This window comes from Amycolatopsis plumensis, assembly GCF_042652605.1.
Lineage (GTDB): Bacteria > Actinomycetota > Actinomycetes > Mycobacteriales > Pseudonocardiaceae > Amycolatopsis > Amycolatopsis plumensis.
Genome location: NZ_JBHSJY010000001.1, coordinates 3,454,302 through 3,476,270 on the forward strand (window position 1 = coordinate 3,454,302; position 21,969 = coordinate 3,476,270).

The 21,969-nt window shown below is 71.6% G+C and carries 23 protein-coding genes and 1 pseudogene; 12 read left to right on the plus strand and 12 right to left on the minus strand.

The window, feature by feature from the left end; genetic code table 11:
* The first annotated feature begins 123 nt into the window (after positions 1–123).
* The 4 genes from ACFPLC_RS16640 to ACFPLC_RS16655 all read left to right on the plus strand — a co-directional run bounded on the left by ACFPLC_RS16640 (position 124) and on the right by ACFPLC_RS16655 (position 4,208).
* Positions 124–897, plus strand: coding sequence for an IclR family transcriptional regulator (locus ACFPLC_RS16640; RefSeq protein WP_378197631.1), 774 nt, complete (start codon positions 124–126; stop codon positions 895–897).
* Positions 898–1,034: 137 nt separating this feature from the next.
* Entirely contained in the window at positions 1,035–2,249 is a 1,215-nt protein-coding gene (locus ACFPLC_RS16645; protein WP_378197629.1) for an NAD(P)/FAD-dependent oxidoreductase, read from the plus strand.
* Complete coding sequence (locus ACFPLC_RS16650; RefSeq protein WP_378197627.1) at positions 2,249–3,418, plus strand: 4-hydroxybenzoate 3-monooxygenase; 1,170 nt, start codon at positions 2,249–2,251, stop codon at positions 3,416–3,418. Before ACFPLC_RS16645 ends, ACFPLC_RS16650 begins: the two co-directional genes overlap by 1 nt.
* Before the next feature lie 52 nt (positions 3,419–3,470).
* The gene (locus ACFPLC_RS16655; RefSeq protein WP_378197626.1) at positions 3,471–4,208 is read left to right on the plus strand and encodes a Clp protease N-terminal domain-containing protein; all 738 of its coding nucleotides are present in this window, start codon (positions 3,471–3,473) and stop codon (positions 4,206–4,208) included.
* A 96-nt stretch (positions 4,209–4,304) separates the two neighbouring features.
* On the opposite strand, the gene gndA is transcribed toward ACFPLC_RS16655, so the two are convergent.
* On the minus strand, positions 4,305–5,744 hold the full coding sequence (gene gndA / locus ACFPLC_RS16660) for an NADP-dependent phosphogluconate dehydrogenase (protein ID WP_378197624.1): 1,440 nt from the start codon (positions 5,742–5,744) through the stop codon (positions 4,305–4,307).
* Positions 5,745–5,885: 141 nt separating this feature from the next.
* Positions 5,886–6,806, minus strand: a complete 921-nt coding sequence (locus ACFPLC_RS16665; protein WP_378197622.1) for an MBL fold metallo-hydrolase — start codon at positions 6,804–6,806, stop codon at positions 5,886–5,888.
* A gap of 235 nt (positions 6,807–7,041) precedes the next feature.
* Here ACFPLC_RS16665 and ACFPLC_RS16670 point away from each other — a divergent pair, with 235 nt between their 5' ends.
* The 4 genes from ACFPLC_RS16670 (at position 7,042) to ACFPLC_RS16685 (ending at position 10,270) form a co-directional block, all read left to right on the plus strand.
* On the plus strand, positions 7,042–7,905 hold the full coding sequence (locus ACFPLC_RS16670; RefSeq protein WP_013222333.1) for a helix-turn-helix domain-containing protein: 864 nt from the start codon (positions 7,042–7,044) through the stop codon (positions 7,903–7,905).
* Positions 7,906–7,993: 88 nt separating this feature from the next.
* Entirely contained in the window at positions 7,994–8,845 is an 852-nt protein-coding gene (locus ACFPLC_RS16675) for an SAM-dependent methyltransferase (protein WP_378197823.1), read from the plus strand.
* The gene (locus ACFPLC_RS16680) at positions 8,817–9,665 is read left to right on the plus strand and encodes an SAM-dependent methyltransferase (protein ID WP_378197621.1); all 849 of its coding nucleotides are present in this window, start codon (positions 8,817–8,819) and stop codon (positions 9,663–9,665) included. The genes ACFPLC_RS16675 and ACFPLC_RS16680 overlap by 29 nt, the downstream gene beginning before the upstream one ends.
* On the plus strand, positions 9,662–10,270 hold the full coding sequence (locus ACFPLC_RS16685) for a class I SAM-dependent methyltransferase (protein WP_378197619.1): 609 nt from the start codon (positions 9,662–9,664) through the stop codon (positions 10,268–10,270). Before ACFPLC_RS16680 ends, ACFPLC_RS16685 begins: the two co-directional genes overlap by 4 nt.
* Before the next feature lie 62 nt (positions 10,271–10,332).
* Here ACFPLC_RS16685 and ACFPLC_RS16690 read toward each other — a convergent pair whose 3' ends face one another.
* Positions 10,333–10,587 carry a hypothetical protein gene (locus ACFPLC_RS16690; protein WP_191312374.1) on the minus strand — a complete coding sequence of 85 codons (255 nt, stop codon included), beginning with the start codon at positions 10,585–10,587 and terminating at the stop codon, positions 10,333–10,335.
* Between the two features lie 421 nt (positions 10,588–11,008).
* On the opposite strand from ACFPLC_RS16690, the gene ACFPLC_RS16695 reads away from it, so the two are divergent.
* Positions 11,009–11,263 carry a DUF397 domain-containing protein gene (locus tag ACFPLC_RS16695; protein WP_378197617.1) on the plus strand — a complete coding sequence of 85 codons (255 nt, stop codon included), beginning with the start codon at positions 11,009–11,011 and terminating at the stop codon, positions 11,261–11,263.
* A 143-nt stretch (positions 11,264–11,406) separates the two neighbouring features.
* Here ACFPLC_RS16695 and ACFPLC_RS16700 read toward each other — a convergent pair whose 3' ends face one another.
* The 5 genes from ACFPLC_RS16700 to ACFPLC_RS16720 all read right to left on the minus strand — a co-directional run bounded on the left by ACFPLC_RS16700 (position 11,407) and on the right by ACFPLC_RS16720 (position 15,834).
* On the minus strand, positions 11,407–11,952 hold the full coding sequence (locus tag ACFPLC_RS16700; RefSeq protein WP_378197615.1) for a hypothetical protein: 546 nt from the start codon (positions 11,950–11,952) through the stop codon (positions 11,407–11,409).
* Complete coding sequence (locus ACFPLC_RS16705) at positions 11,945–13,087, minus strand: hypothetical protein (protein WP_378197614.1); 1,143 nt, start codon at positions 13,085–13,087, stop codon at positions 11,945–11,947. Before ACFPLC_RS16705 ends, ACFPLC_RS16700 begins: the two co-directional genes overlap by 8 nt.
* A 10-nt stretch (positions 13,088–13,097) precedes the next feature.
* Positions 13,098–13,490 carry a FixH family protein gene (locus ACFPLC_RS16710; protein WP_378197612.1) on the minus strand — a complete coding sequence of 131 codons (393 nt, stop codon included), beginning with the start codon at positions 13,488–13,490 and terminating at the stop codon, positions 13,098–13,100.
* Positions 13,487–14,884 carry a hypothetical protein gene (locus ACFPLC_RS16715; RefSeq protein ID WP_378197610.1) on the minus strand — a complete coding sequence of 466 codons (1,398 nt, stop codon included), beginning with the start codon at positions 14,882–14,884 and terminating at the stop codon, positions 13,487–13,489. The genes ACFPLC_RS16710 and ACFPLC_RS16715 overlap by 4 nt, the downstream gene beginning before the upstream one ends.
* 95 nt (positions 14,885–14,979) lie before the next feature.
* Entirely contained in the window at positions 14,980–15,834 is an 855-nt protein-coding gene (locus tag ACFPLC_RS16720; protein ID WP_378197608.1) for an alpha/beta fold hydrolase, read from the minus strand.
* 54 nt (positions 15,835–15,888) lie between these two features.
* Here ACFPLC_RS16720 and ACFPLC_RS16725 point away from each other — a divergent pair, with 54 nt between their 5' ends.
* Complete coding sequence (locus ACFPLC_RS16725; RefSeq protein ID WP_378197606.1) at positions 15,889–16,440, plus strand: CGNR zinc finger domain-containing protein; 552 nt, start codon at positions 15,889–15,891, stop codon at positions 16,438–16,440.
* A gap of 329 nt (positions 16,441–16,769) precedes the next feature.
* Here ACFPLC_RS16725 and ACFPLC_RS16730 read toward each other — a convergent pair whose 3' ends face one another.
* Genes ACFPLC_RS16730 through ACFPLC_RS16740 form a run of 3 tightly spaced genes read right to left on the minus strand, consistent with a single transcriptional unit; the run spans position 16,770 to position 19,554 of the window.
* A complete protein-coding gene (locus ACFPLC_RS16730) occupies positions 16,770–17,636 on the minus strand; it encodes an oxygenase MpaB family protein (protein ID WP_378197604.1) in 867 nt (288 codons plus the stop codon).
* Positions 17,636–18,211, minus strand: coding sequence for a TetR/AcrR family transcriptional regulator (locus tag ACFPLC_RS16735; protein WP_191312358.1), 576 nt, complete (start codon positions 18,209–18,211; stop codon positions 17,636–17,638). Before ACFPLC_RS16735 ends, ACFPLC_RS16730 begins: the two co-directional genes overlap by 1 nt.
* Positions 18,178–19,554: an amidase gene (locus ACFPLC_RS16740; protein WP_378197602.1), complete on the minus strand. Its 1,377-nt coding sequence runs from the start codon at positions 19,552–19,554 to the stop codon at positions 18,178–18,180. Before ACFPLC_RS16740 ends, ACFPLC_RS16735 begins: the two co-directional genes overlap by 34 nt.
* 127 nt (positions 19,555–19,681) lie before the next feature.
* Between ACFPLC_RS16740 and ACFPLC_RS16745 the strand changes: the two genes are divergently transcribed.
* Both ACFPLC_RS16745 and ACFPLC_RS16750 read left to right on the plus strand, forming a co-directional pair.
* The gene (locus ACFPLC_RS16745; protein WP_378197600.1) at positions 19,682–20,239 is read left to right on the plus strand and encodes a dihydrofolate reductase family protein; all 558 of its coding nucleotides are present in this window, start codon (positions 19,682–19,684) and stop codon (positions 20,237–20,239) included.
* Positions 20,240–20,267: 28 nt separating this feature from the next.
* Complete coding sequence (locus ACFPLC_RS16750; RefSeq protein ID WP_378197598.1) at positions 20,268–21,296, plus strand: D-cysteine desulfhydrase family protein; 1,029 nt, start codon at positions 20,268–20,270, stop codon at positions 21,294–21,296.
* A gap of 78 nt (positions 21,297–21,374) precedes the next feature.
* Here ACFPLC_RS16750 and ACFPLC_RS16755 read toward each other — a convergent pair.
* A pseudogene (locus tag ACFPLC_RS16755) lies at positions 21,375–21,941 on the minus strand (DUF998 domain-containing protein); the annotation flags it as partial.
* Positions 21,942–21,969: the final 28 nt, after the last annotated feature.

Here is a 21,969-nt window from a genome sequence, read left to right on the forward strand (position 1 = left end):
GTGGGGCCGCCCCGGGAGGCGTTCCCGGGGCGGTGGGCGAGGCGCGCCACCCACCCGCGTGCGGCCTTCGCGCGGCCCAGCCGCGGGTTGCGGGTTCTCCGCCGGGTGCGAAAACTGACCCCCATGCGACACAGCGCGCAGCGGCCGCCGTCGGTGGTGGATCGGGTGCTCGATCTCTTGGGTGCCTTCACCGCCGAGCGGCCGCGGCTCACGCTGTCCGAGCTCAGCCGCCGCGCCGGGCTGCCGCTGTCGACCACGCACCGGCTCGCCGGCGAGCTCACCCGGCGCGGGGCCCTCGTGCGCGACGAAGCCGGCGGCTACCGCGTCGGCCTGTGGCTGTGGGAAGTCGCCTCGCTCGCCCCGCACGGCGCGGAGCTGCGGGAGAGCGCGATGCCGTTCCTGGAGGACCTCTACGAGGCCACGCACCAGAACGTGCAGCTCGCCGTGCTCGACGGGCCCGAGGTCGTCTTCGTCGAGCGCATCTCCGGCCGGGGTGCGGTCAACGTCGTGACCCGCGTCGGCGGGCGGCTGCCCGCGCACGCCACCGGGGTCGGGCAGGTGCTCCTCGCGCACGCCTCCGCCGAGGCCCAGGAGGAGGTCCTGGCCGGCCCGCTCAAGACGTTCACCCCCAAGACGATCGGCTCGCCCGCGCACCTGCGGCGGGTCCTCGCCGACGTCCGCCGCGACGGCTACGCCATCAGCGACGGCCAGATCGAGCTCATCGCCCTGTCCGTGGCCGCGCCGGTCCGCGACGCCACCGACGACGTCGTCGCCGCCATCTCCGTGGTCGTCCCGGCCGAGGGGACCGATCCGCGGACGTTGGTGCCGGCGGTGCTGGCCGCCGCGCGGGGGATCTCGCGGGTGCTCGGCGCGCCCCGGCCGCCCGGCCGCGAGTAGCAGCCCTGCCGCGGCTTGGTCGTGAGTGGTAAGGCGGGTTAGAACCCTCCTTGCCACTCACGACCGGCGACTCGACGATCCAGGGCGGGGTGTGGTCGGATGAGATCGAGGCCTACCGGATGGGGTGAGGAGAAGGAATGACCACCGTGCTCGTCGTCGGGGCCGGTCAGAGCGGGTTCCAGGCCGTGGCTTCGCTGCGGGACCGGGGCTTCGACGGCCGGGTCGTGCTGGTCGGGGACGAGCCGGGCGTGCCGTACCAGCGGCCGCCGCTGTCCAAGGCCTACCTGGCCGGGACCGCCGGGCTCGAACAGCTGCACCTGCGCGGAGCGGACTTCTTCGCCGAGAAGGACATCGAGCTGGTCGAAGCCCGCGTCCGGAGCATCGACCGGGCCGCGCGGAAAGCGAACCTCGAAGACGGCCGCGAGCTGGACTACGACTTCCTCGTGCTGGCCACCGGCGCCCGTAACCGGACGCTGCCCGTGCCGGGCGCGGACCTGCCGGGCGTGCTGACCCTGCGCACCCGCGACGACGCCGACCGGCTGCGAGCGTCCCTGGAGCAGGCCGAAGACGTCGTCGTCGCCGGCGGGGGATTCATCGGGCTGGAGTTCGCCTCCCACGCCGGGCGCCCGGTGACGATCGTCGAGATGCAGGACCGGCTGCTCAACCGCGTCGCGACGCCGGAGATCTCCGCCTACTTCGCCGAGCTGCACCGCGCCGCCGGGCACACCGTGCTGCTCGGCCAGGGCGTCGCGGCCCTGCACGGCGACGAGCGCGTCCGCGAGGTCGAACTCTCCGACGGCACGCGGCTGCCCGCCGACCTGGTCGTCGTCGCCGTCGGGGTGGTGCCCGAGACCGCGCTGGCCGAGGCCGCCGGGCTGCCGGTGCGCAACGGCGTCGTCGTCGACGCGCACCTGCGGACGGCGGACGAGCGGATCTTCGCGATCGGCGACTGCGCCAACTTCCCGTGCGTGCAGGCCGGCGCCGAGACCCGGCTGGAATCCGTGCAGAACGCCGTCGACCAGGCCCGCTGCGTGGCCGCGGCGATCACCGGCACCGCGGAGCCGTACGCCAGCCTGCCGTGGTTCTGGACCGACCAGGCGGGCGCCAAGCTGCAGATCGCCGGCATCCTCTCGGGCGCGGACCGGACCGTGGTCGCGGGTGATCCGGCCGAGGGCAAGTTCTCCGTGCTGTCCTTCCGCGACGACGTCCTCGTCGCCGTCGAGTCGGTGAACCGGCCGGCCGACCACATCGCCGCGCGCCGCCTGTTCACCGCCGAGCCGAAGCCCGCGTACGCCGATCTCGAAGCCAGCGCCTTCGACCTCAAGGCCCACCTGAAGTCGCGAGCGGCGTGATGCGCACGCAGGTCGCGGTCATCGGGGCCGGCCCGGCCGGGCTGCTGCTGTCGTTCCTCCTGCACGAAGCCGGGATCGACTGCGTGGTCCTGGAAGCCCGTGACCGGGAGTACGTCCGGCAGCGCGTGCGGGCCGGGGTCTGCGAGCAGCCGACCGTCGAGCTGCTGACGTCGCTCGGCCTCGGCGAGCGCCTGGCGGCGGAGGGCATGCCGCACGAGGGGCTGTCGCTGCGGTTCGACCGCGCCGACCACCGGATCGCCCTCACCGAGCTGACCGGCAAGGCGATCACCGTCTACGGGCAGCAGGAGATCGTCAAGGACCTCATCGACGTGCACGAGGCCCGCGGGTACCCGATCTCGTTCGAAGTCTCGGACGTCGAGTTGTCCGATGTGGACACCGATCGGCCGCGAGTGGCTTACCGGGACGGTGAAGGCAACGCGCAGGTCATCGAGTGTGACGCCGTGGCGGGCTGCGACGGCTTCCACGGCGTCTCCCGTCCGGCCATTTCGGACCACTTGACGGTGTTCGAGCGCGAGTACCCGTTCGCGTGGCTCGGTGTCCTGGCGCGGACGCCGCCGTCGCACCACGAGCTGATCTACACCCACCACGAGCGCGGGTTCGCGCTGCACAGCATGCGGACGCCGGAGATCACCCGCCTCTACCTCCAGGTCGATCCCCACGACGACCTGGCGAACTGGTCCGACGACCGGATCTGGGCCGAGCTGACCGCGCGGCTCGAGGTGGAGGGCGACTTCACGCTCCGGGAAGGCCCGATCCTCGACAAGGGCATCACGCCGATGCGCAGCTTCGTCGCCGAGCCGCTGCGGCACGGGCGGCTGTTCCTGGCCGGCGACGCCGCGCACATCGTGCCGCCGACCGGCGCGAAGGGCATGAACCTGGCGATCGCCGACGTCCGGGTGCTGGCGCGGGCCCTGGAAGCGTTGCTGCGCGGTGACGAATCCCTCGCCGCGGCCTACTCGGACACCTGCCTGCGCCGGGTTTGGCGGGCCGAGCACTTCTCGTGGTTCATGACGACGATGCTGCACACCGACCCGCACGCCGACGGCTTCGCGCGGCAGCTGCAGCTGTCGCAGTTGCGCTACACGACGTCGTCGCGAGCGGCGGCGACCAGCCTCGCCGAGAACTACGTGGGACTGCCGTTCGCCTGAGATCGTCAACTCGTGGTTGACGCCCGCTGGGCGTCAACCTACAGTTGACGGCATGACCCTTCCCTTCAACGTCAAGCTCGACGACCTCATCAACGCCATCAAGAGCAACAACGAAACGGACGCCCTCGCACAGCTGACCGACGCGGTCTACGTGGGCCAGCACCTGGGCGAGGTGGCCGACCACCTGATCGGCCACTTCGTCGACCAGGCCCGTCGATCGGGCGCGTCCTGGACCGACATCGGCGCCAGCATGGGCGTCACGAAACAGGCCGCGCAGAAGCGGTTCGTGCCGAAGGTCGACCCCGGCGGCGACCCGTACGGGGCGATCGAGCGCGTCTACGGCCGGTACACCGACCGGGCCCGGCACGTCGTCGTGGCGGCCCAGAAGGCCGCCGTCGAGCACGGCAGCCCGGCCCTCGACACCGTCCACCTGGTGCTGGGCCTGCTCACCGAGCCCGCCGCACTGGCGGCCGGGGCCATCCTGGCCCAGGGCGTGCAGCTGGACGCCGTCCGCGAAGCCGCCGAGGCGCGGCTGCCCAAGGCCGTCGTTCCGGTCCCGGACCCGATGCCGTTCACCGGGGCGGCCAAGAAGACCCTCGAGCTGACCATGCGCGAAGGGCTGCGGCTCGGCCACAACTACATCGGCACCGAGCACCTGCTCCTGGCGCTGCTCGAACAGGGCGAGGGAACCGGCTTCGAGGTGCTCGACGGCCTCGGCATCAAGAAGGACAAGGCCGAGGCGAAGATCCTGGAGGTGCTGGCGGAGATCCTCGCCGCCCGAGGCCAGTGAGGGTCCTGCTGGCCGCCGCGCTCCTCGCGCTGCTGCTGGTGACGCTGCTCTGACCGGGAGGGACCAGGGGGTCTTCCCGGTCAGAGCAGCACCGGCTCAGGCGCCGGACTCCGGGCGGCCGTCGGCGGCCCAGGCCGTGTGGAACGACCCTTCGCGGTCCACCCGGCGGTAGGTGTGGGCCCCGAAGAAGTCCCGCTGGCCCTGCACGAGTGCGGCCGGGAGGCGGTCGGCGCGGAGGCCGTCGTAGTACGCCAGCGCCGTCGAGAAGCCCGGCGTCGGGATGCCGAGCTTGACCGCCGTCGAGATCACCGAACGCCACGAGTCCTGCGCGTCCTCGACCGCCTTGCGGAAGCCGCCCGAGGTGAGCAGCGTCGGCAGCTCCGGCTCGTCGGCGTAGGCCGCGGTGATGTCGTTGAGGAACTTCGCGCGGATGATGCAGCCGCCGCGCCAGATCGAGGCGACCTTGCCGAGGTCGATGTCCCAGCCGTACTCGGTGGCGCCCGCCTGGATCTGGTTGAAGCCCTGCGCGTACGCGACCACCTTCGACGCGTACAGCGCCTGCTCGACGTCGTCGGCGAAGCGCTCCAGCGACGAACCCGACAGCGGCGCCGCCGAAGGACCGCCGAGGCCGCGGGCCGCCGCGCGCAGCGACTTGGACCCGGACAGCGAACGCGCGAAGACGGCTTCGGCGATGCCCGAGATCGGGACACCGAGGTCGAGACCGATCTGGACGGTCCAGCGGCCGGTGCCCTTCTGCTCGGCGGCGTCCTCGACGACGTCGACGAACGGCTTGCCGGAGGACTGGTCGACGTGCGCGAGCACCTCGGCGGTGATCTCGATCAGGTAGGAGTCGAGCCGCCCGGTGTTCCACGTGCGGAACACGTCGGCGATCTCGGCCGGCGCGTAGCCGCCCGCGTGCCGGAGCAGGTCGAACGACTCCGCGATCAGCTGCATGTCGGCGTACTCGATGCCGTTGTGCACCATCTTGACGAAGTGGCCGGCGCCGTCCGCGCCGATGTGCGTGCAGCACGGCTCGCCGTCGACCTTCGCCGAGATGTCCTCGAACAGCGGGCCGAGCGACTCGTACGACTCCTTCGAACCGCCGGGCATGATGCTCGGCCCGTGCAGCGCGCCTTCCTCGCCGCCCGAGACGCCGCTGCCGACGAAGTGCAGGCCCCGCTCGCGCAGCGCCTTCTCGCGGCGGCGCGTGTCGGCGAAGTGCGCGTTGCCGGCGTCGATGATGACATCGCCCTCTTCGAGCAGCGGCGCGAACTCCTCGATGACGGCGTCGGTCGGGCCGCCCGCCTTGACCATGATCACGACCTGCCGGGGCCGCTCCAGCGCGTCGACGAACTCCTGCGCGGAGTACGCCGGGATGAAGTCGCCCTCGTCGCCGAACTGCTCCACCAGCGCGCGGGTCCGCTCCTCGGACCGGTTGTGCAGGGCCACCGTGTGCCCGTGCCGGGCCAGGTTGCGGGCCAGGTTGCGGCCCATGACCGCCAGGCCGGTGACCCCGATGCTCGCCTTCTTGCTCATCCGAATCCTTCCGAAGAACTCTCTCGATTCACCCTAGGACACAGTGCGGCTCCGCCGCTCCGTTGAGGGTGGTGGTGGGGGCATGGATGGATAGTCCGATCGAGGCCTCAACGGAGGGCACGGAGGAGCAGCTCACCTAGTTCAGGAGAAGCAGCGGATGGGGCCCTTGTTGTAGGCGAGCATGTCGGTGATCGCCGCGACGAGGTCGATCTGCGCGCCCCACTCGGCCCCGTCCAGCTCGGCGTACGCCCGGTGCAGGTTGCCCGGCAGGCGCTCCTGCTCAGAGAGCGACGCGAACTCGCCCAGGTCCGTCTCCTTCGCCACCTCGAGCGGCGACAGCCCGGCCGCCTTCCCGCGCTCGGCCGTCTGCTGGACGAAGGCGAGGTATTCGTCCACTTTGTCCACGACGTCCAAGCCGCACGGGCCGCCGTGACCGGGTAAGATCACCTCCGGTTCCAACTCCCGGATCACGTCCAGGGCTTTCCGCCAGCCCGCGACCGAGCCCATCAGCGCGAACGGGCTGCTGCCGTGGAACACCAGGTCACCGGCGTAGAGCACCCGCTGCGCGGGCAGCCAGACCAGGACGTCGTTGGTCGTGTGGGCCGCGTGGCCGGGGTGGATCAGCCGGATCTCGACGTCGCCGGCGTACAGCGTGAGCCGGTCGTCGAAGACGATCTCGGGCGGCCGCGGCCGCAGCTCGCCCCAGTCGTTGCCGACGAAGACACCCTCGTAGGTCTGGATGCCCTCGGCGGCGATCAGCTCGCGGGTCTTGCGGTGGCCGACGACCGTCGCGCCCTCGACGAGGTAGTTGCCGTTGGTGTGGTCACCGTGGTGGTGGGTGTTGACCAGCGTGGTCACCGGGCGGCCGGTGGCGCCCTCGACCGCCGCCAGCAGGGCGCGCGTGCGGCGCTCGGTCGCGCAGGTGTCGATCAGCACGGTGTGGTCGCCGGCGTCGACCAGCCCGCAGTTGTTGATGTACCAGGAGCCGTCCGGCTGGACGTAGCCGTGCGCGTGGTCGGCCAGGCGGGTGACGGCGGCGGCGGAGGGGGAACGATCGGTCACGGCGTCACTATGCCCGAGACCGGGCTCCGCCGGTTGGCCGAATAATTCCGAATTTCGCTGGTCCAGGCGAGTGATACCGCAGGTGACTGGCATTCTGCGGCGTTTCCTGGAACGCTGCGCGGTGTCATCATCGAGATCCGCAAGGTGAAGCACTAACCTGGGTGGGTTCGATAGTTCGCGTGCGACGGCGGCCGGTGGCCGTCGTCGCTTGGTAGTGGTCCGGGAGAGCAGGGCGATGGCCAGCACCGTCACCTCGCGCCGGAAGCAGCTCGGGAACGAGCTCCGGCATGCCCGCACCGCGGCGCGGATGACACAGCAGCAGGTCGCCGAGGTTCTCGGCTGCACCCAGGGCAAGGTCAACAAGATCGAGTCCGGTGCCGTCGGGGTGAAGCTCGGGGATGTGCGATCGATGCTGAACGCGTTCGGGATCAACGGCGAAGAGGCCGACACGCTGATGAACCTGGCCCGGGCCGCGGCCGGGCAGCGCGGGCACTGGTCCGGCTACCGCTCGGTGGTGCCGCACTGGTTCCGCACCTTCACCGACCTGGAACCCGCGGCGGCGGAGATCCTCACCTGGCACGGTGAGCGCATCCCCGGTCCGCTGCAGTCCGAGCACTACATGCTCAAGCAGTTCACCGAGGCCGGCGCGACGGACGTGACGTCGCTGGTCCGCAACCGCCTCGACCGCAAGGCGGTGTTCGAGCAGCAGCAGCCGCCGTACTACCGCTTCATCATCAGCGAAGGCGCGCTGCGCCGGGCACCGGGCGGGTACGCGCCCGCGGTGATGCTCGACCAGGTCGAGCACCTGCTGTCCCTCGAGAAGCACCCGCGCGTGTACGTGCACGTACTGCCGTTCGGCGCGCGCCTGGCCGCGGTGCCCAACGACTTCACGATCATGCGGTTCCCGGACCGCACGCGGGACTTCGTCTACATCGAGCACTCCGCCGGCGGGCTGTACCTCGACGACGTCAAGGACTTCAACATCTTCGTCGACTCATGGGACCGGCTGCGCGGAGCCGCTCTCGAGCGCCAGGAGACCCGGCAGTTCCTCAAGGAGCTCGCGGAGGGTTACCGCGCGCAGATGCAGCAGCTCCAATAGGGCGAATGGCGGCCTGAACCGTCCCGGCCCGTGAACAACTTTCGGTAGAGTCGGTCCGTTGCGCTTGAATCCACCGGAAGTGGACATCGTGGACCCCGACTTCCTCCCCGACGTCATCGACCTCGACCGGCCGAACATCGCGCGCATCTACGACTGGGCCCTCGGCGGCACCGCGAACTGGGCCATCGACCGGCAGTTCGGGGAGCAGGCCGTGCAGGCGTTCCCGTTGGCGAAAACGCTGGCCCGCAGCAACCGCGACTTCCTCGGCCGGGCCGTGCGCTACTGCCTTTCCGAAGGCATCACGCAGTTCCTCGACCTCGGCTCCGGCATCCCGACCGCGGGCAACGTGCACGAGGTCGCCGACGACTACGCCGACGACAGCCGGTGCGTCTACGTCGACAACGAGCCGGTGGCCGTGGCGCACGGGCGGATGCTGCTCGAGGAGGCAGGCGACCCCGAGCGCCACGCCGTGCTGCACGCCGACCTCCGTGACGCCTGCGAGGTCTGGGAAGCCGCGCTGGCCACCGGCGTGCTCGACCCGGACCGGCCGATCTGCCTGCTGACCGTGGCGGTGCTGCACTTCCTGCCGGACGCCACCGGCGTCCGCGAAGCCATCCGCGACTACCGGACGCTCTTGGCGCCCGGATCCGCGTACGTGCTTTCGCACGCGACCGAGTCCGGCGTCGAAGGCGAAGAGCTGGAGCAGATCCGGAAGCTCGTGAAGCTGTCCGAGCGGTCGAGTTCGCCCGCGGTTTCCCGGTCCCTCGACGAGATCGCCGCGTTCTTCGGTACCTTCGACGTCGTCGAGCCCGGGATCGTGCCTGTGGGAGAGTGGCGCCCGGAGCCCGGCGCCGCCACGGTCCCCCTCGCGAGCGTGGTCGGCGGTGTCGGCCGCAAGCCTGGAGGACGCAATGACGACGCAGGACCCCGAAGCCCCTGAAGGCGTGGACCTGGAGCGGCCGAACGCGGCCCGCATCTACGACTGGTTCCTCGGCGGCGACGCCAACTGGGCCATCGACCGGCAGTTCGGGGAGCAGGCGGTCAAGACCTTCCCGATGATCAAGACCGTCGCGCGCGCCGGCCGCGACTTCCTCGGCCGCGGCGTGCGCTACCTGGCGCGCAACGGCATCGACCAGTTCCTGGACCTCGGCTCCGGCGTCCCGACGGTCGGCAACGTCCACGAGGTCGCGACGGAGGTCAACCCGGACGCCCGGTGCGTGTACGTCGACAACGAGCCGGTCGCCGTGGCGCACTCCCAGATCCTGCTGGAGCAGGAAGGCGTCGCGGGGCGGCACGCGGTGCTGCAGGGCGACCTGCGCGACCCGGCCGACATCTGGAAGCGCGCGCTCGACACCGGCGTCCTCGACCCGAACCGCCCGATCGGCCTGATCATGGTCGGTGTCCTGTACTTCCTCGGCGCCGACGAGCCGGTGGCCCAGACCATCCGGAAGTACCTGTCGCTGCTGCCGTCCGGCTCGTACTTCCTGTCCTCGCACCTGACCGACGACAACCTGCACGAGATGGCCGACGCGGACAGCCGCGAGACGATCATGAAGCAGTACAACAAGTCCAGCACGCCGCTGACCCTGCGCAGCCGGGCGGAGTTCACGTCGTTCTTCGAGGGGCTGGAGCTGGTCGAGCCGGGCATCGTCTACCTCCCGGAGTGGCACCCGGAGGAGATCGAGTCCAAGGCCACGAAGAAGCTCGCGAACGACCCGGCGTTCGTCGGCCACCTCTGCGGCCTCGGCCGCAAGCCGTGACGGCCGCCGCCTACGACACGGTCGCCGTCCAGTACGCGGAATTCGCCGCCGAGGTCTGGGACAAGCACCCGCTGGAACGCGCGGTGTGGACGGCGTTCGCGGATTCCGTCCGCGGGCGCGGCCCGGTCGCCGACCTCGGCTGCGGGCCCGGGCACCTGACCGCGCACCTGCGTTCCCTCGGGCTGGACGCGTTCGGCGTCGACCTGTCCCCGGCGATGATCTCGCTCGCCAGGGCCGCCCACCCGGACCTGCGGTTCGAGGTGGGCTCGATGGCGGCGCTGGACCTGCCGGACGCGTCGCTCGCCGGGATCCTGTCGTGGTACTCGCTGATCCACACGCCGCCCGCGGAGCTGCCGGGGTACTTCGCCGAATTCGCCCGAATGTCGGCGTCCGGCGGTCACGTTCTGTTGGGGTGCTTCGAATCCGGCGGCCGCCCGCTGACGTCGTTCGACCACAAGGTGACGACGGCCTACAGCTGGCCGCTGGACGAACTGGCCGGGCTCGCGGCCGCGGCGGGCTTCACCGAGGTGGGCCGGGTGTACCGCGAGCCGGTGGCGGGGGAGCGGCCGATGCGGCACGGCTGCTTACTACTCCGGAAACCGTAGCCCCGCAAGGCAAGAGCCCCGGTTCCGCAGGAAACCGGGGCTCTTTCGCGGTGTGCAACAGGTCAGGCGCGCGAGCCGATCCGGCCGCGCATCAGCGGCGTCAGGTCGATCGCGGCTTCCAGCGGGCGGGTGGTCCGGACCCCGTCGGCGTGGCGCCGCAGCGGGAGGTCCTGGTCCGTCGCCCAGGTCGTGGTCTTGCGCAGTGGTGCCTGGATCAGGCTGAAGCCGAAGCGGTTCCGCAGCTCGTTCCCGATGCCGCGGCGGCCACGGTGTTCTTCGTCCTCTCGCCGGAAGAGCGAGTTCACCCGGACGGCCATTCGTCTACACCCCCAGCTCTCGTCGCGGTGCTTCGGTCCGGACCAGCCTGGTCACGGTGAGCGCGCCGGGTGGCGCAGCTTCCTCGACGATCACGCTGTTCCTCCCCCATGAGGTCCTGCGGTGGTTTGGCGCGGTTCTGGTCTTTTCGACACTGAGCCGGTGCAACACTTCAGCGTCGTTCCTGCACTTCGGCCCGCGTCGACGACCGCCCGCCGCGGGCAGGCAGTCATTCACCGACGCCTGCGGCCCCGGCCGATGCGATTAATCCTACTCCTGGAATAATCTTCATGTCGAGGCCGTACCCAGTTGATCACCCGCTTGGCCCTGTGACTTGCTCCATTGAGACACTGAGTAGCCGGGAGCGGGTGCCTTCGACCAGGTCACGACCGCGCCGCCCATCGATCCTCGGAGGTACGACCCATGGCGGATTATCCGTCGTTCGCGGATTACGATCCGAACACGGCCGTGACCCTGTTCGAAGAGGCCGCTTGGGAGAAGTCGTTCGCCAGCGAGCCCAACGGCGGCAGCTGCGTCGAGGTCAACCTGGGCTCCGACGGCCTGATCGGCGTCCGGGACACCAAGCTCGCGACCAGCCCGGTCTTCGTGTTCGACACCGCCGAGTGGGAAGCGTTCCTGATCGCCGTCAAGGCCGGGCAGTTCGACCTGCCCGCCTGACCGCCGTCCGGTGATCATGATCACCGGAGGTCCGGTCCACGCCGCGGAAGACAAATGGTGAAGGCCCCCTTCCCCGCTCTCTACGGTGAAGGAGGCCTTCGCGGCCGCCCGGATACGCCTGGGCGGCCGATGTGAGGGGAATCTCACCCGATTGCCGGAAGCTCACCGCCCCGCAGCCGGCCGCGGGTCCGACGCCAGGCCACCACGACGAGCACCACGAGCCCGATCAGCGGCAGCGTGCTGATCGCCCAGCTCAGGGCCATCGGCGGCCCCGGCTGGTCCAGCACCGGCAACGCGCGCAGCTCGCCGGTGCCGGGCCCGGCCGGGCCGTTGACGGTGAAGCGGAACGTCCAGTCGCCCGGGCGCGGCATCGACCGGACGTCGAGTCCCCACACCTCGCGCTTGCGCGGGTGCCGGACCAGCGGCTGAGCCCGGCGCTGGGCGCCGTCGGGGCCGGACATGGCGAGCGTGCCGGACTTGCCCTCGATCCCGCCGTCCGGGATGAAGGTGAAGTCCAGCGACTGCATGGCTTTCAGCGGCCAGGTGCTGAACCCGACGGTCAGCCCGTACGGCCCGGCCTGCACCCGTTCGGTGTGCACGATGTTGACCGGCTCGTAGGCGTTCGCCGTCCCGGCCGTGGTGAACAGCAGCCCGGCGACCGCGGCCAGGGCGAGCAAGCTCTTACGCATCAGCGGTTTCCCCCTTCTTCGCGGGCGCCAGCAGGCACAGCATCCCGCCGAACCGCCACCCGGCGAACCCGCCGAGCAGCCCGAGCAGACCGCTGAGCACGGCGGTCGTCGCCAGGTACCAGGCCGGCGGCAGGTGCGCGCCGGTGTAGAGCAGCGTCCGCTGCACCGGCAGGCTCAACCCGAGCAGCAGCCCGGCGATCCCACCGACGACCACGGACACCCGGCCGGCACGCCACCCCCGGCGTCGGCCGGCGAGGTAGCCGAGCTCCATCAACGCGGCCACCGGCAGCAGTGCCATCGGTGTCAGCGATGGCATCGCCGGCACGCCGGAAACCGCGTCCCGCAGCGGCAAGCCGACCAGGTCGGCGTACGCCTGCGCCGCCCACGGCGAGAACCACCAGAACACCGCCTGCACGACCGCGACCAGCGCCGCGGTGCCCACGGCGCCGCCCGGACGGCGGGCGAATCCGGCGCCCACGGCGACCAGCAGCACCGCCATCATCGAGGTCCCGATCGCGACGGCGTCGGCGTAGTCGTCGGGCACCTGCTGCAAGCCGAGCGCCAGCACCGGCCCGAAGGTGAGCAGCACGGTCAGCGACGCCAGTGTGCCGAGCCGGCCCCAGCGGTGCTCGCGGGCCGCGGCGAACACCGCGGTCGTGCCGATGAGCGACACCGTGATCGACAGCAGCAGCCCGATGTGCGGCGGTGAGTCGATGACCGCGTCGAAGCCGTAGAGCCCGTGCCACCACTGGTCCCACAGGCCGTACAACAGGAACGTCGCCGCGCCGACCCCGGAGACCAGGTAGCCGAGCGGGGCGGCGAACGTCCGGCCGAAGACGTTGACCACGCGTCCGCCGATGCGCGGGTCGACCGGCCGTCCCGCACGCCGCGCCGCCGTCGTCAGCAGCACGACGGCGAGGCTCGCCAGCCCGACGACCGCGCTGCCCGCGTACAGGAACAGGTGCGGCAGCGTGAAGAACGTGTCCGGCCCGACGTCGTCGTGCCACTGGATGTCCCAGGTGAGCCCGACCAGCGACAACAGCGACCCGCCGAGCACGACGTTCGCGGGCAGTGCCCCGGTTCGCGCCTGGTTCGCCACCGACGTGGTGCGCACGCCGGATGCGGTGAGATCCATGCCCCCTCCTTTACTTGACCAACACGGGAAAGACGACCTGCGCGGGCCCGGCGGGGCCGCGCAGCGAAACGGTGATCTCCCACTGCCCGGCCATCGGCAGCCCGACGTCCGCGGCGCGGAAGCGGCCGGGCCCGTCCGGCCCGGCGGGCACCGGCGCGAGCGCGTGCCCCATCTGCGCCATGACCGGCGCGACCGTGACGGCTTCGGGCGCGGGCCCGGTCACCGCCACCGCGAACGTATTGGCGCCGACGCGGGGGTGCTCCGCGGAGAACTGGACGGTGTACGGGCCCGAAACCGCCTGCTGGGCCGTGGGTTTCGCGCCGCTGCCGCCCCAGAGCAGCCACGCGGCACCGGCCGCGACGACCAAGGCGACGACAACGATCAGCAACGTCGGGCGTTTCACCGGCCGGCTCCCGTCGCCGGGACGTCGACCACGGCGGGCACGGTGAGCACCCGGTAGCCGCGTTCGGCCTGCAGCCAGATCCGGTACCGGCCGGGCGCGGCGAAGGTGTAGGTGAAGCTGACGTCCGGGCCGTAGGCGGCGACCGTCTCGTCAGGACGGTCGACTTGCCCCGCGACCGGCGGGACCATCGCGTGGACGTGCGCCCACGTGGGTGCCTTCGCGGCGCTTTCGCCGACGGGACCGGTGATCGGGCCGGTGATGATCAGGTGGCCGAGCATGCCCAGCCACGGCTGGAGGTCCTGGGCGGGGAAGTGCGCGGTGATCGTGGCCGGCGTCCCGGGACCGATGGTGAGGTCGACCGGGGTGCCGTCGATCGTCCGCGGACCGGCGCCGGGCGGTTCGGGTGCGGGGGCGGCGGTACCGTCGACGTCCACTGTGGACCGGACCAGCTGGACCCCACCACCGCGCCGGGCGAGTTCGGCGGCGACCGCGTACGTGCCCGCTTCCGGGTCGGCAAGGCGGACGCGGTAGTCGCCGGGGCCGACGCGCACCGGGTGCAGGTGGCTCAGCCGGCCGGACGGCGAGACCAGCACCAGGTGCACGAGGGCGTTGTCGTGGACCAGCAGGTCGTCCGCCGGACGGCCGGTGGCGCCGTCGGTGAGGCGCAGCTCGAGCTCGTCGTGCTCGTTCCGGACGCCGAGGTTCACCGGTGGCCGCGAGTAATCCACTGTGGACAGCCGGGCGTTCGCGTACGGGTCAGTGACGTTGTCGAACGTCGGATCCAGCTGGCTCCCGGGTGCCGGCGGCGGGGGAGTGTTCGCCGACAGCAGCGCACCGGTGACGGCGACGGCGATCGCGGCCACCACGCCGGCGCCCGGGATGAGTGCGTACGCGGTCCGCCTGGCTCGCACGCCGACGATCAGGGCGATGAGCAGGAACGCGCCCGCCGCGACGAACCCGCCGTAGGTCGCCTTCTCCCAGGGCGGGACCACCCGGGCGGGCACGAGGAACGGGATCGTGGCGTTCTGCCCGGCGTCGTCGCTCAGCCGGAGTTCCCACGGCCCCGGTTTGTCGACTTGGAGATTTCCCGGGTACGCAGCGGGTGTCGCGCGGAGGACGACGTCCGCGCGCGAACTCGGGACGCCGTCGGCCGCGATGGACAGGTGGAGCGTGCCGGGCGCGGCGCCCTGGTGCGTCACGACGTCGACCCGCAGCGGCGACGGTGTGGTGTCGACGCGCCGGATGATCACGGTGAGTTCGCGCGCGCCGAGCGTCTGGGCGACCTGGACGTCGGCGCCGCTCGGCGCGCCGTCGGCGTGCGCGGTGCCGCCACCGGCCACGATCCCCAGCGCGGCCAGCAGCATCAGCAGTGTGGCTTTCGATTTGCTCCCCATCGTGGAGCGAACCTAACCGGTGTGACCGGTGGCGGGCGTCACGGCGACGAGGGAACCTTGGTCCCCGGCTCGGGGGACTCTTGCCCCAGGGAATCTCAGGGGTCGAGGAATTTTCGCAGGTGGGCGACCACTGCGTCGGGTTGTTCCTCGGGGAGGAAGTGGCCGCACTCGGCGAGGGCTTCGCCGATGACGTCGTCGGCGTACTCCCGCCAGATGTCGAGCGTCGGGAGCGTGCCGAGCAGGCCGTTCGCGCCCCAGAGGGCGAGCAGGGGCTGGGTGACGCGCTTCCCGGCGGCGAAGTCGGCGTCGTCGAGCTCGGCGTCGTCGGGGAAGGAGGCGCGGTAGTCGTCGAAGCCGGCCCTGAGGGCTCCGGGCTGGGAGAAGGCGCGGACGTACTCGGCCTGTGCGTCGGCGTCGAGGGCGTGGCGCTGGTAGGTCCAGCGTTCGAAGAAGTAGCCGAGGTAGGCGGCGATGTCCTGCCCGGCGAGGAGTTCCGGCAGGTCGGGCTGGAGGTGGAAGAGCCAGTGCCAGTACGCCTTGGCGATGCCGGTGTCCATGCGCTGCCACATCGCGCGGGTCGGGGCGATGTCCAGCACGGCCAGGCGTTCGACCTGGTCCGGGCGGTCGAGGGCCCAGCGGTGGGCGACGCGGCCGCCGCGGTCGTGCCCGGCGACGGCGACCTTCGCGAAGCCGAGGTGCTCGGCGAGGGCGGCGACGTCGGCGGCCATCGTGCGCTTGTCGTAGCCCTCTTTCGGCTTGTCCGTGCGGCCGTAGCCGCGCAGGTCCGGCGCGATCACGGTGTGCGTCTCGGCCAGCGGGGCCAGGACCTTGTGCCAGCAGTGCGACGTCTGCGGCCAGCCGTGCAGCAGGAACAGCGGCGGGCCGTCGCCGGCGCGGAGGTAGTGGACGCGGATGCCGTTCACGGTGGCCATCTCTTCTAACCGGTTCATGGGGTTAGACGGTAGCGCTGCTTCTAACTGTCTTCAAGGGTTAGAATGACGAACATGGAATGGGTCTTCGACGGCGGACGGCCGTGCCTCGACCTCGTCAACACGATGCGCAGCCGGCACGAGGAAGGCGTGGAGCTGCTGACCGGCCCGGACGCGCTGGCCGAGTGGCTTTCGCTGGCGGGGTTCACCACGGGCCCGGTCCCGGTGACGGCGGGCAACGTCCTGGCGGCGAAGGCGCTGCGGGAGGCGATCGACCGCGTGCTGCTGCCGCCGGAGGAGCTGTCGGCGATGGACGTCGAGCTGGTCAACAACGCGGCGGCGTCGGCCCCGGCACCCCCACCGCGCCTGGCGTTGGTGGACGGCGTGCTCCGGCGCGAGGTCCCGGCCCCGAAGGACCCGGTGGCGGCGGCGTTCGCGGCGCTGGCGGCGGACGCGATCGACCTGGCCACGAGCGACGCGGAGGTCCGAATCTGCGCGGCGGACGACTGCGGCCAGCGCTTCTGCGACGCCTCACCCCGCCGCAACCGCCAGTGGTGCTCGATGTCCCGCTGCGGCAACCGCGCCAAGGCCCGAGCCCACTACGCCCGAACCCTAACCCGCAACTAACCCGCCCACCCCCGCGCGCCGCCCCCCAATCACGCAAGATGCCCCTCCAATCACGCGAGATGCCCCTCCAATCACGCGTGATGCCTTTCCAGTCACGCGAGATGCCCTTCCAGTCACACGAGGTGCGCCCGCAATCACGCGAGATCGCTCCCTGGTCACGCGAGATGCGTCCCCAGTCACGCGAGTTCGCTCCCCAATCACAAGAGATGCCCCTCGGTCACGTGAGATGCGCCCCCCCATCACGCGAGTTCCGCTTTCAGGCGCGAGAGTTCCGCTTTCGGGCGCGCGGGGTCGTGAGTGTTTAGGCGGGTTCTAACCCGTCTAAACACTCACGAGCGGGGAGGGGAGCCGGGGCCGTGGCCGCTGATCAGCCGTTCGTAAGCCTTCGGGTGCGCGCGGAACCAGACGTTGAGCTTCCCGGTCCACCGCATGGGTGCCGTCCGCACGCCGGCCGGGATCGGTGTGCTCACCAGCCGCACGACCCTGGCGAACCGCGAGAAGCGCCGCTGATCCTCTTCCGTCCACGTCAGGCCCAGCACCTCCCGCAGCGAAGGCGGCAAAGTGGCCCGCACCAACAACATCTGCCCCCGCCGCAACCGCTCCCACCACGCCTCCGGGAACCACTTCACCGGCTTCGCCACCGTCTGGATCGTCTCGAGGAGCGTCTCGATCGTCGGATTCTTCTCGAAACCCGCCACCATCTCGTCGTAGTACCGCTCGAACGCCGCCCAGTCCGGCGGCAGATCACGCTCGCGGACGCCCAGCAGGCGCCCGATTCCGCACATCTGCGCGTAGTACTCCGCAAGCTCCGATGTGGACAGTGGCCGACCGAAGAACCGTTGCGCGTCAACCGGAGCCTTCACCAACGTTGCGTGTACCCACGCATACGCCAACGGATTCAGTGCGCTGTACCGGCGCCCGCCCGCCTCACCCGTGAACGTCCGGTGCAACGACCGCAGCCGCGCGGCTTCCACCCGCGCGCCCGCGACACCGCCGTAGACGTAGATGGACAGCGACGCCACCGTCCGCATCAGCCGCGTCCACGGATCCGACGTGTAGTCCGAATGATCACGCACGCCCGCCGCCACGACCGGGTGCGCCACCTGCAGCACGAGCACCTGCTCGGCCAAGAGCGCGTCGCGGAAGTCGCCGAAGTACTTCCACGCCGCCGTGCCGCGGACGATCGGCCGGGTCATCAAGCCCCGCGGATCAGCATCATCAACGGCTCGGCCACCGGCGTGTCCGTCTCACCCGTCGCCAGCCGCCGCAGCTGCAACCCCGCGATCAGCGCCACCACCGGCCCGGCCAGCCGCGCGGGCTCCGGGACGCCCAACGCCGCCAGGATCGTCACGGCCAGCTCGTCGTACGCCGCGAAGCAGCGCGATGACGCCTCATGCAGTTCCGGATCGCGGGCCGCTTGCAGGTACAGCTCGTGCGCGCCCAGCTCGTCGGCGCCGAACGGCAGCTGCGCGATCACGTGCTCCACCACCGAGGCCGCCTCTTCGACCGAAAGCCCCGCCGACCGGTAGCCGTCGACGATCGCGCCGAGCTTCGCCGTCTCCTCCTCGGCGAACAGCAGCATCGCCTCGCGCAGCAACGCCGTCTGGCTCGGGAAGTGATAGGTCAGCGTGCCGAGCGAGACGCCGGCCGCGGCGACGATCCGGCGGTTCGTCAGCCCGCCGACGCCGTGTTCGCCGACGACGGTCAGCGCGCCGCGCAGGATGGCCTCCCGGGTGCTCACCAGCTTGTCGCGGGATGCCGCTCCGGCCACCGTTCGACCTCTTCCAGTTGCGCGGCAAGCGAAATCAGCCGCTCCTCGGCGTGCGACGGGCCGAGCAGCTGCGCGCCGAGCGGCAACCCGTCCGCCGTCTGCCCGGCCGGGACGTTGACCCCCGGCCAGCCCAGCACGTTCCACGGCCAAGCGTACGGGCAGGCGGCGATCATGGCCTGGTCGGTCTCCCAGCCGGACAGCCCGTCGAACGTGCCGACGGCAGGCGGCGGAGTCGCGGTGGTCGGCGTGAGCAGCACGTCGACGCGGCCGAACACCGAGCCGATCCGCCGGTGCAGGCCCGGCTCGAGCGCGCGGGCCAGCCGCAGCGCGGGGCCGGCCAGCAGGCGGCCGTGGCCGGCGTTGCTGCGCGTGCGCGGGTCGAGCCCGGTCCGGTCGGGCACCCGCAGCGTCCAGTCGCGGACGCCGGTGAGCGACCGCGGCAGGAACGTCAGGCCGATCAGCCCGTAGTCCGGCTCGACCTCGACGATCTCGTGCCCCAGCCCGGCGAGGGACTCGGCGAGCCGCCGGACGGCGGCGTCGACGACCGGGTCGAGCCGGGTCTTCGTGGCGGTGAACGGGATCCGCGTCGACAGCCCGATCCGCAGCTTCCCGGGCTCGCGTGCCGCCGCCGCGCGGAACACGCCGGGAGTCCCCGCGGCCGCGTCGAGCAGCAGGGCGGCGTCCTCGGTCGTGCGGGCCAGCGGGCCGAGCACGGTGAGGCCGTGGAACAGCTCGCCGCCGGTCGGGATCCGCCCGCGCTGGGTCTTGATGCCGACCAGCCCGGTCCACGCGGCCGGGATGCGCACCGAGCCGGCGCCGTCGGACCCGAGCGCGGCCGCGATGACCCCCGACGCCACCGCGGCCGCGCTCCCGCCCGAAGAACCCCCGGGGGTGTGGCCGGGGTGCCACGGGTTCCGCGTCACGCCGAAGGCCGGGCCCTCGGTGAACGGCCACTGGCCCAGCTCGGGGGTGTTCGTCTTACCGATGATCACAGCTCCGGCCTCGCGCAGCAGCGCGACGGCGGGGGCGTCGGCCGTCGCGCACGGGAATTCGCCGACGCAGCCGAAGGAAGTGGGCAGGCCGGTGAGGTCGACGTCGTCCTTGATCGCGATCGGGACGCCGAGCAGCGGCGCACGGTCCCCGGCGGCGAGCCGCCGGTCCGCGTCCGCCGCCTCGGCGAGGGCTTCGTCGTCGCGGAGGTACCGGAAGGCGTTGAGCGTGGCCTGGCTCGCGTGGGCGCGCCCGAGCGCGGCCGCGGTGAGCTCGGCGGAGGTGACTTCCCCCGCAGCCACCTGCGCGGCCTGGGCGGCGAAGCCCGTGAAGTCGAGGCTCGTGGCGGTCATGGCGGCCCCCGAAGGTTCTCGTTCGTTCGAACGAACGTTACCGGATACCGGCGGTCTTCGGCCAGCACCGATGAGTTTCCGGCGGCCCGGGCGTCTACCTCTCCAACGACTACGTGAGGAGAAACCCATGGCCACGGTGCACGCGGGGATGAGCATGTCGCTGGACGGATTCGTCGCCGATCGCGACGGCGGCACGGCCCGGCTGTCCGACCCCGCCGCGTCGAGCGGCAGCGAGTGGATGACCGACCTGATCCGGGAGACGGGCGCGGTCGTCCTCGGCCGCCGGTCGTTCGACATGGCCGAGGACCCGGACTGGTACGCCGGCAACTACGAGTTCCAGGTCCCGATCTTCGTCGTCACACACACCCCGCCGGCCGTGCTGCCCGCCGAGACCGAGCACCTCACCTTCACCTTCGTGACCGACGGGATCGCTTCGGCGGTCAAGCAGGCGCGGGCGGCGGCGGGGGAGCGGGCGGTCAAGGTGATCGGCGCGAGCGTGGTCCGGCAGGCCGTGCGAGCCGGGCTGGCCGACGAGCTGCACGTCCTGATCGCGCCGGTGCTGCTGGGTGCCGGGTTGTCGCTGTTCGGCGATCCCGAGCTCGACGGCGTCGCGCTCCGGCGGACCGGCATGCGCGAAGTCGGGCCGGTCACCGAGCTCCGCTTCCAGGTGCTTAACCCCCTATAGTGGTTAGAAAGCCGAGCCTGGAGGGCCGATGACGTTCGACTTCGCCGGATTCCCCGACGCCGCGCTGGCCGCGATCCCGCGCGTCGACCTGGGTGGCTGGCCGACCCCGCTGCACCGGGCACCCCGGCTCGGCGAAGCCCTCGGCCTGCGGAACCTCTGGTTGAAGCGCGACGACGTGCACCCGCTCGGCGCCGGCGGCAACAAGCTCCGCAAACTCGAATACCACCTGGGTGCGGCCCGGGAAGCCGGCGCGGACACGGTGATCACGTTCGGCGCGCTCCAGACCAACCACGGCCGGCAGACCGCCGCCGCGTGCGCGAAGCTCGGCCTGCGCTGCGAACTCGTGCTCACCGCCAAGGTCCCGCGCGACGGCGAGGCCTACGAACGCGGCGGCAACCTCCCCCTCGACCGGCTCTTCGGCGCGACCGTGCACATCTGCGCCGACGGCGAGGAGACCGGCCGCACGTACGACCGCCTGGTCGCCGAAGCGCAGAAGGAGGGCCGGAAGGTCTTCACCGTTCCGGTCGGCGGCTCCAACGACCTCGGCGCGCTCGGTTACGTCCGCGCCACGCACGAACTCGCGAAGCAGCTGGAAGAACGCGGTGTCGAGCGGGCCCACCTCGTCGTCCCGCACGCCAGCGGCGGCACGGCGGCCGGCGTGACGCTGGCCGCCGGGCTGCTCGGCGGCCTCGGTGTCGGCATCGCCTGCGTCAGCCACCCGCTCGACGAGGCCACGGAAAACCTCCGTGACCTCGTCGGCGGCGCGGCCAAGCTCCTCGGCGTCGAACCGCCGCCGTTCACGCACGCGCGACTGGGCGATTCCACCCTCGGCCCCGGTTACGGCATCCCGACCGACGCCGTCTGGGACGCCCTACGGCTCTTCGGTCGCACTGAGGGGGTGGTGCTCGATCCGGTCTACACCGGCAAAGTGGCCGCCGCGCTGGTCGAATGGGCCGGCCACTTCGCCCCGGACGACCACGTGGTGTTCCTGCACACCGGCGGCATGCCCGGCCTGTACGGCTACGCGCCCGAATTCGCCGCGGCCGTCGAAGGCTGACTCCAGCCGGGTCGACAGCCACAGCAGGGTTCCCAGCAGCACGACGTCGGCGAGCAGCAGCAGCCGCTGCATGACGCCGATCGGGAAGGCGTCGGAGATCGCGCGGAACGGCGTCACGCCGGCCTCGCTCAGCCGCACGAACACGAAGCTCAGGGCGAAGAGCGCGAACGCCCCCGCGGTCAGCCGGATCGCCCGGACCAGCGCGACGCGTTCCGGGCGGCCCCGCAGCGGCTCCAGCAGCGAGATCGCCGCGCCGGGCAGGCTGCAGAACGCGACCAGGCACGCGTAGAGGTGGATTTCGCCGCTCACCGGGTCCGGCGCCTCGGGGTAGCTGGCCGGGAAGATCGCGGCCGCGGCCAGCCCGAGCGCCCACAACGCGAGCAGCAGCCGGGTCGTCCGCGACAGCGGCACGCCGGCGACCTGCAGCGCGCCGAGCACGGCGAGCGACCCGATGGCCAGCGAGAGCACGCTCGCCGCGAGCATCCCCTCGCCGCGGTCGGTCACCGTGTAGCTCGACAGCGTGTCGTACACCGGATTGCGCGAACTGATCACGTGCAGCACCACGGCGGTGAACAGGCCCCACCCGATCGCCGCCACCGCGACGAGCCGCCACGGCCTCGTCCGCTTCCCCGCTTCCGTCCCCATGCGTCCAGGGTTGCCGGAAACGCGACCG

Excerpts from the sequence above, each read along its gene's own strand:
- ACFPLC_RS16640 (WP_378197631.1), top strand. The coding sequence starts at position 124 with ATGCGACACAGCGCGCAGCGGCCGCCGTCGGTGGTGGATCGGGTGCTC.
- ACFPLC_RS16645 (WP_378197629.1), top strand. The coding sequence starts at position 1,035 with ATGACCACCGTGCTCGTCGTCGGGGCCGGTCAGAGCGGGTTCCAGGCC.
- ACFPLC_RS16650 (WP_378197627.1), top strand. The coding sequence starts at position 2,249 with ATGCGCACGCAGGTCGCGGTCATCGGGGCCGGCCCGGCCGGGCTGCTG.
- ACFPLC_RS16655 (WP_378197626.1), top strand. The coding sequence starts at position 3,471 with ATGACCCTTCCCTTCAACGTCAAGCTCGACGACCTCATCAACGCCATC.
- gndA (WP_378197624.1), bottom strand. The coding sequence starts at position 5,744 with ATGAGCAAGAAGGCGAGCATCGGGGTCACCGGCCTGGCGGTCATGGGC.
- ACFPLC_RS16670 (WP_013222333.1), top strand. The coding sequence starts at position 7,042 with ATGGCCAGCACCGTCACCTCGCGCCGGAAGCAGCTCGGGAACGAGCTC.
- ACFPLC_RS16680 (WP_378197621.1), top strand. The coding sequence starts at position 8,817 with ATGACGACGCAGGACCCCGAAGCCCCTGAAGGCGTGGACCTGGAGCGG.
- ACFPLC_RS16690 (WP_191312374.1), bottom strand. The coding sequence starts at position 10,587 with ATGGCCGTCCGGGTGAACTCGCTCTTCCGGCGAGAGGACGAAGAACAC.
- ACFPLC_RS16695 (WP_378197617.1), top strand. The coding sequence starts at position 11,009 with ATGGCGGATTATCCGTCGTTCGCGGATTACGATCCGAACACGGCCGTG.
- ACFPLC_RS16700 (WP_378197615.1), bottom strand. The coding sequence starts at position 11,952 with ATGCGTAAGAGCTTGCTCGCCCTGGCCGCGGTCGCCGGGCTGCTGTTC.
- ACFPLC_RS16705 (WP_378197614.1), bottom strand. The coding sequence starts at position 13,087 with ATGGATCTCACCGCATCCGGCGTGCGCACCACGTCGGTGGCGAACCAG.
- ACFPLC_RS16715 (WP_378197610.1), bottom strand. The coding sequence starts at position 14,884 with ATGGGGAGCAAATCGAAAGCCACACTGCTGATGCTGCTGGCCGCGCTG.
- ACFPLC_RS16720 (WP_378197608.1), bottom strand. The coding sequence starts at position 15,834 with ATGAACCGGTTAGAAGAGATGGCCACCGTGAACGGCATCCGCGTCCAC.
- ACFPLC_RS16725 (WP_378197606.1), top strand. The coding sequence starts at position 15,889 with ATGGAATGGGTCTTCGACGGCGGACGGCCGTGCCTCGACCTCGTCAAC.
- ACFPLC_RS16730 (WP_378197604.1), bottom strand. The coding sequence starts at position 17,636 with ATGACCCGGCCGATCGTCCGCGGCACGGCGGCGTGGAAGTACTTCGGC.
- ACFPLC_RS16740 (WP_378197602.1), bottom strand. The coding sequence starts at position 19,554 with ATGACCGCCACGAGCCTCGACTTCACGGGCTTCGCCGCCCAGGCCGCG.
- ACFPLC_RS16745 (WP_378197600.1), top strand. The coding sequence starts at position 19,682 with ATGGCCACGGTGCACGCGGGGATGAGCATGTCGCTGGACGGATTCGTC.
- ACFPLC_RS16750 (WP_378197598.1), top strand. The coding sequence starts at position 20,268 with ATGACGTTCGACTTCGCCGGATTCCCCGACGCCGCGCTGGCCGCGATC.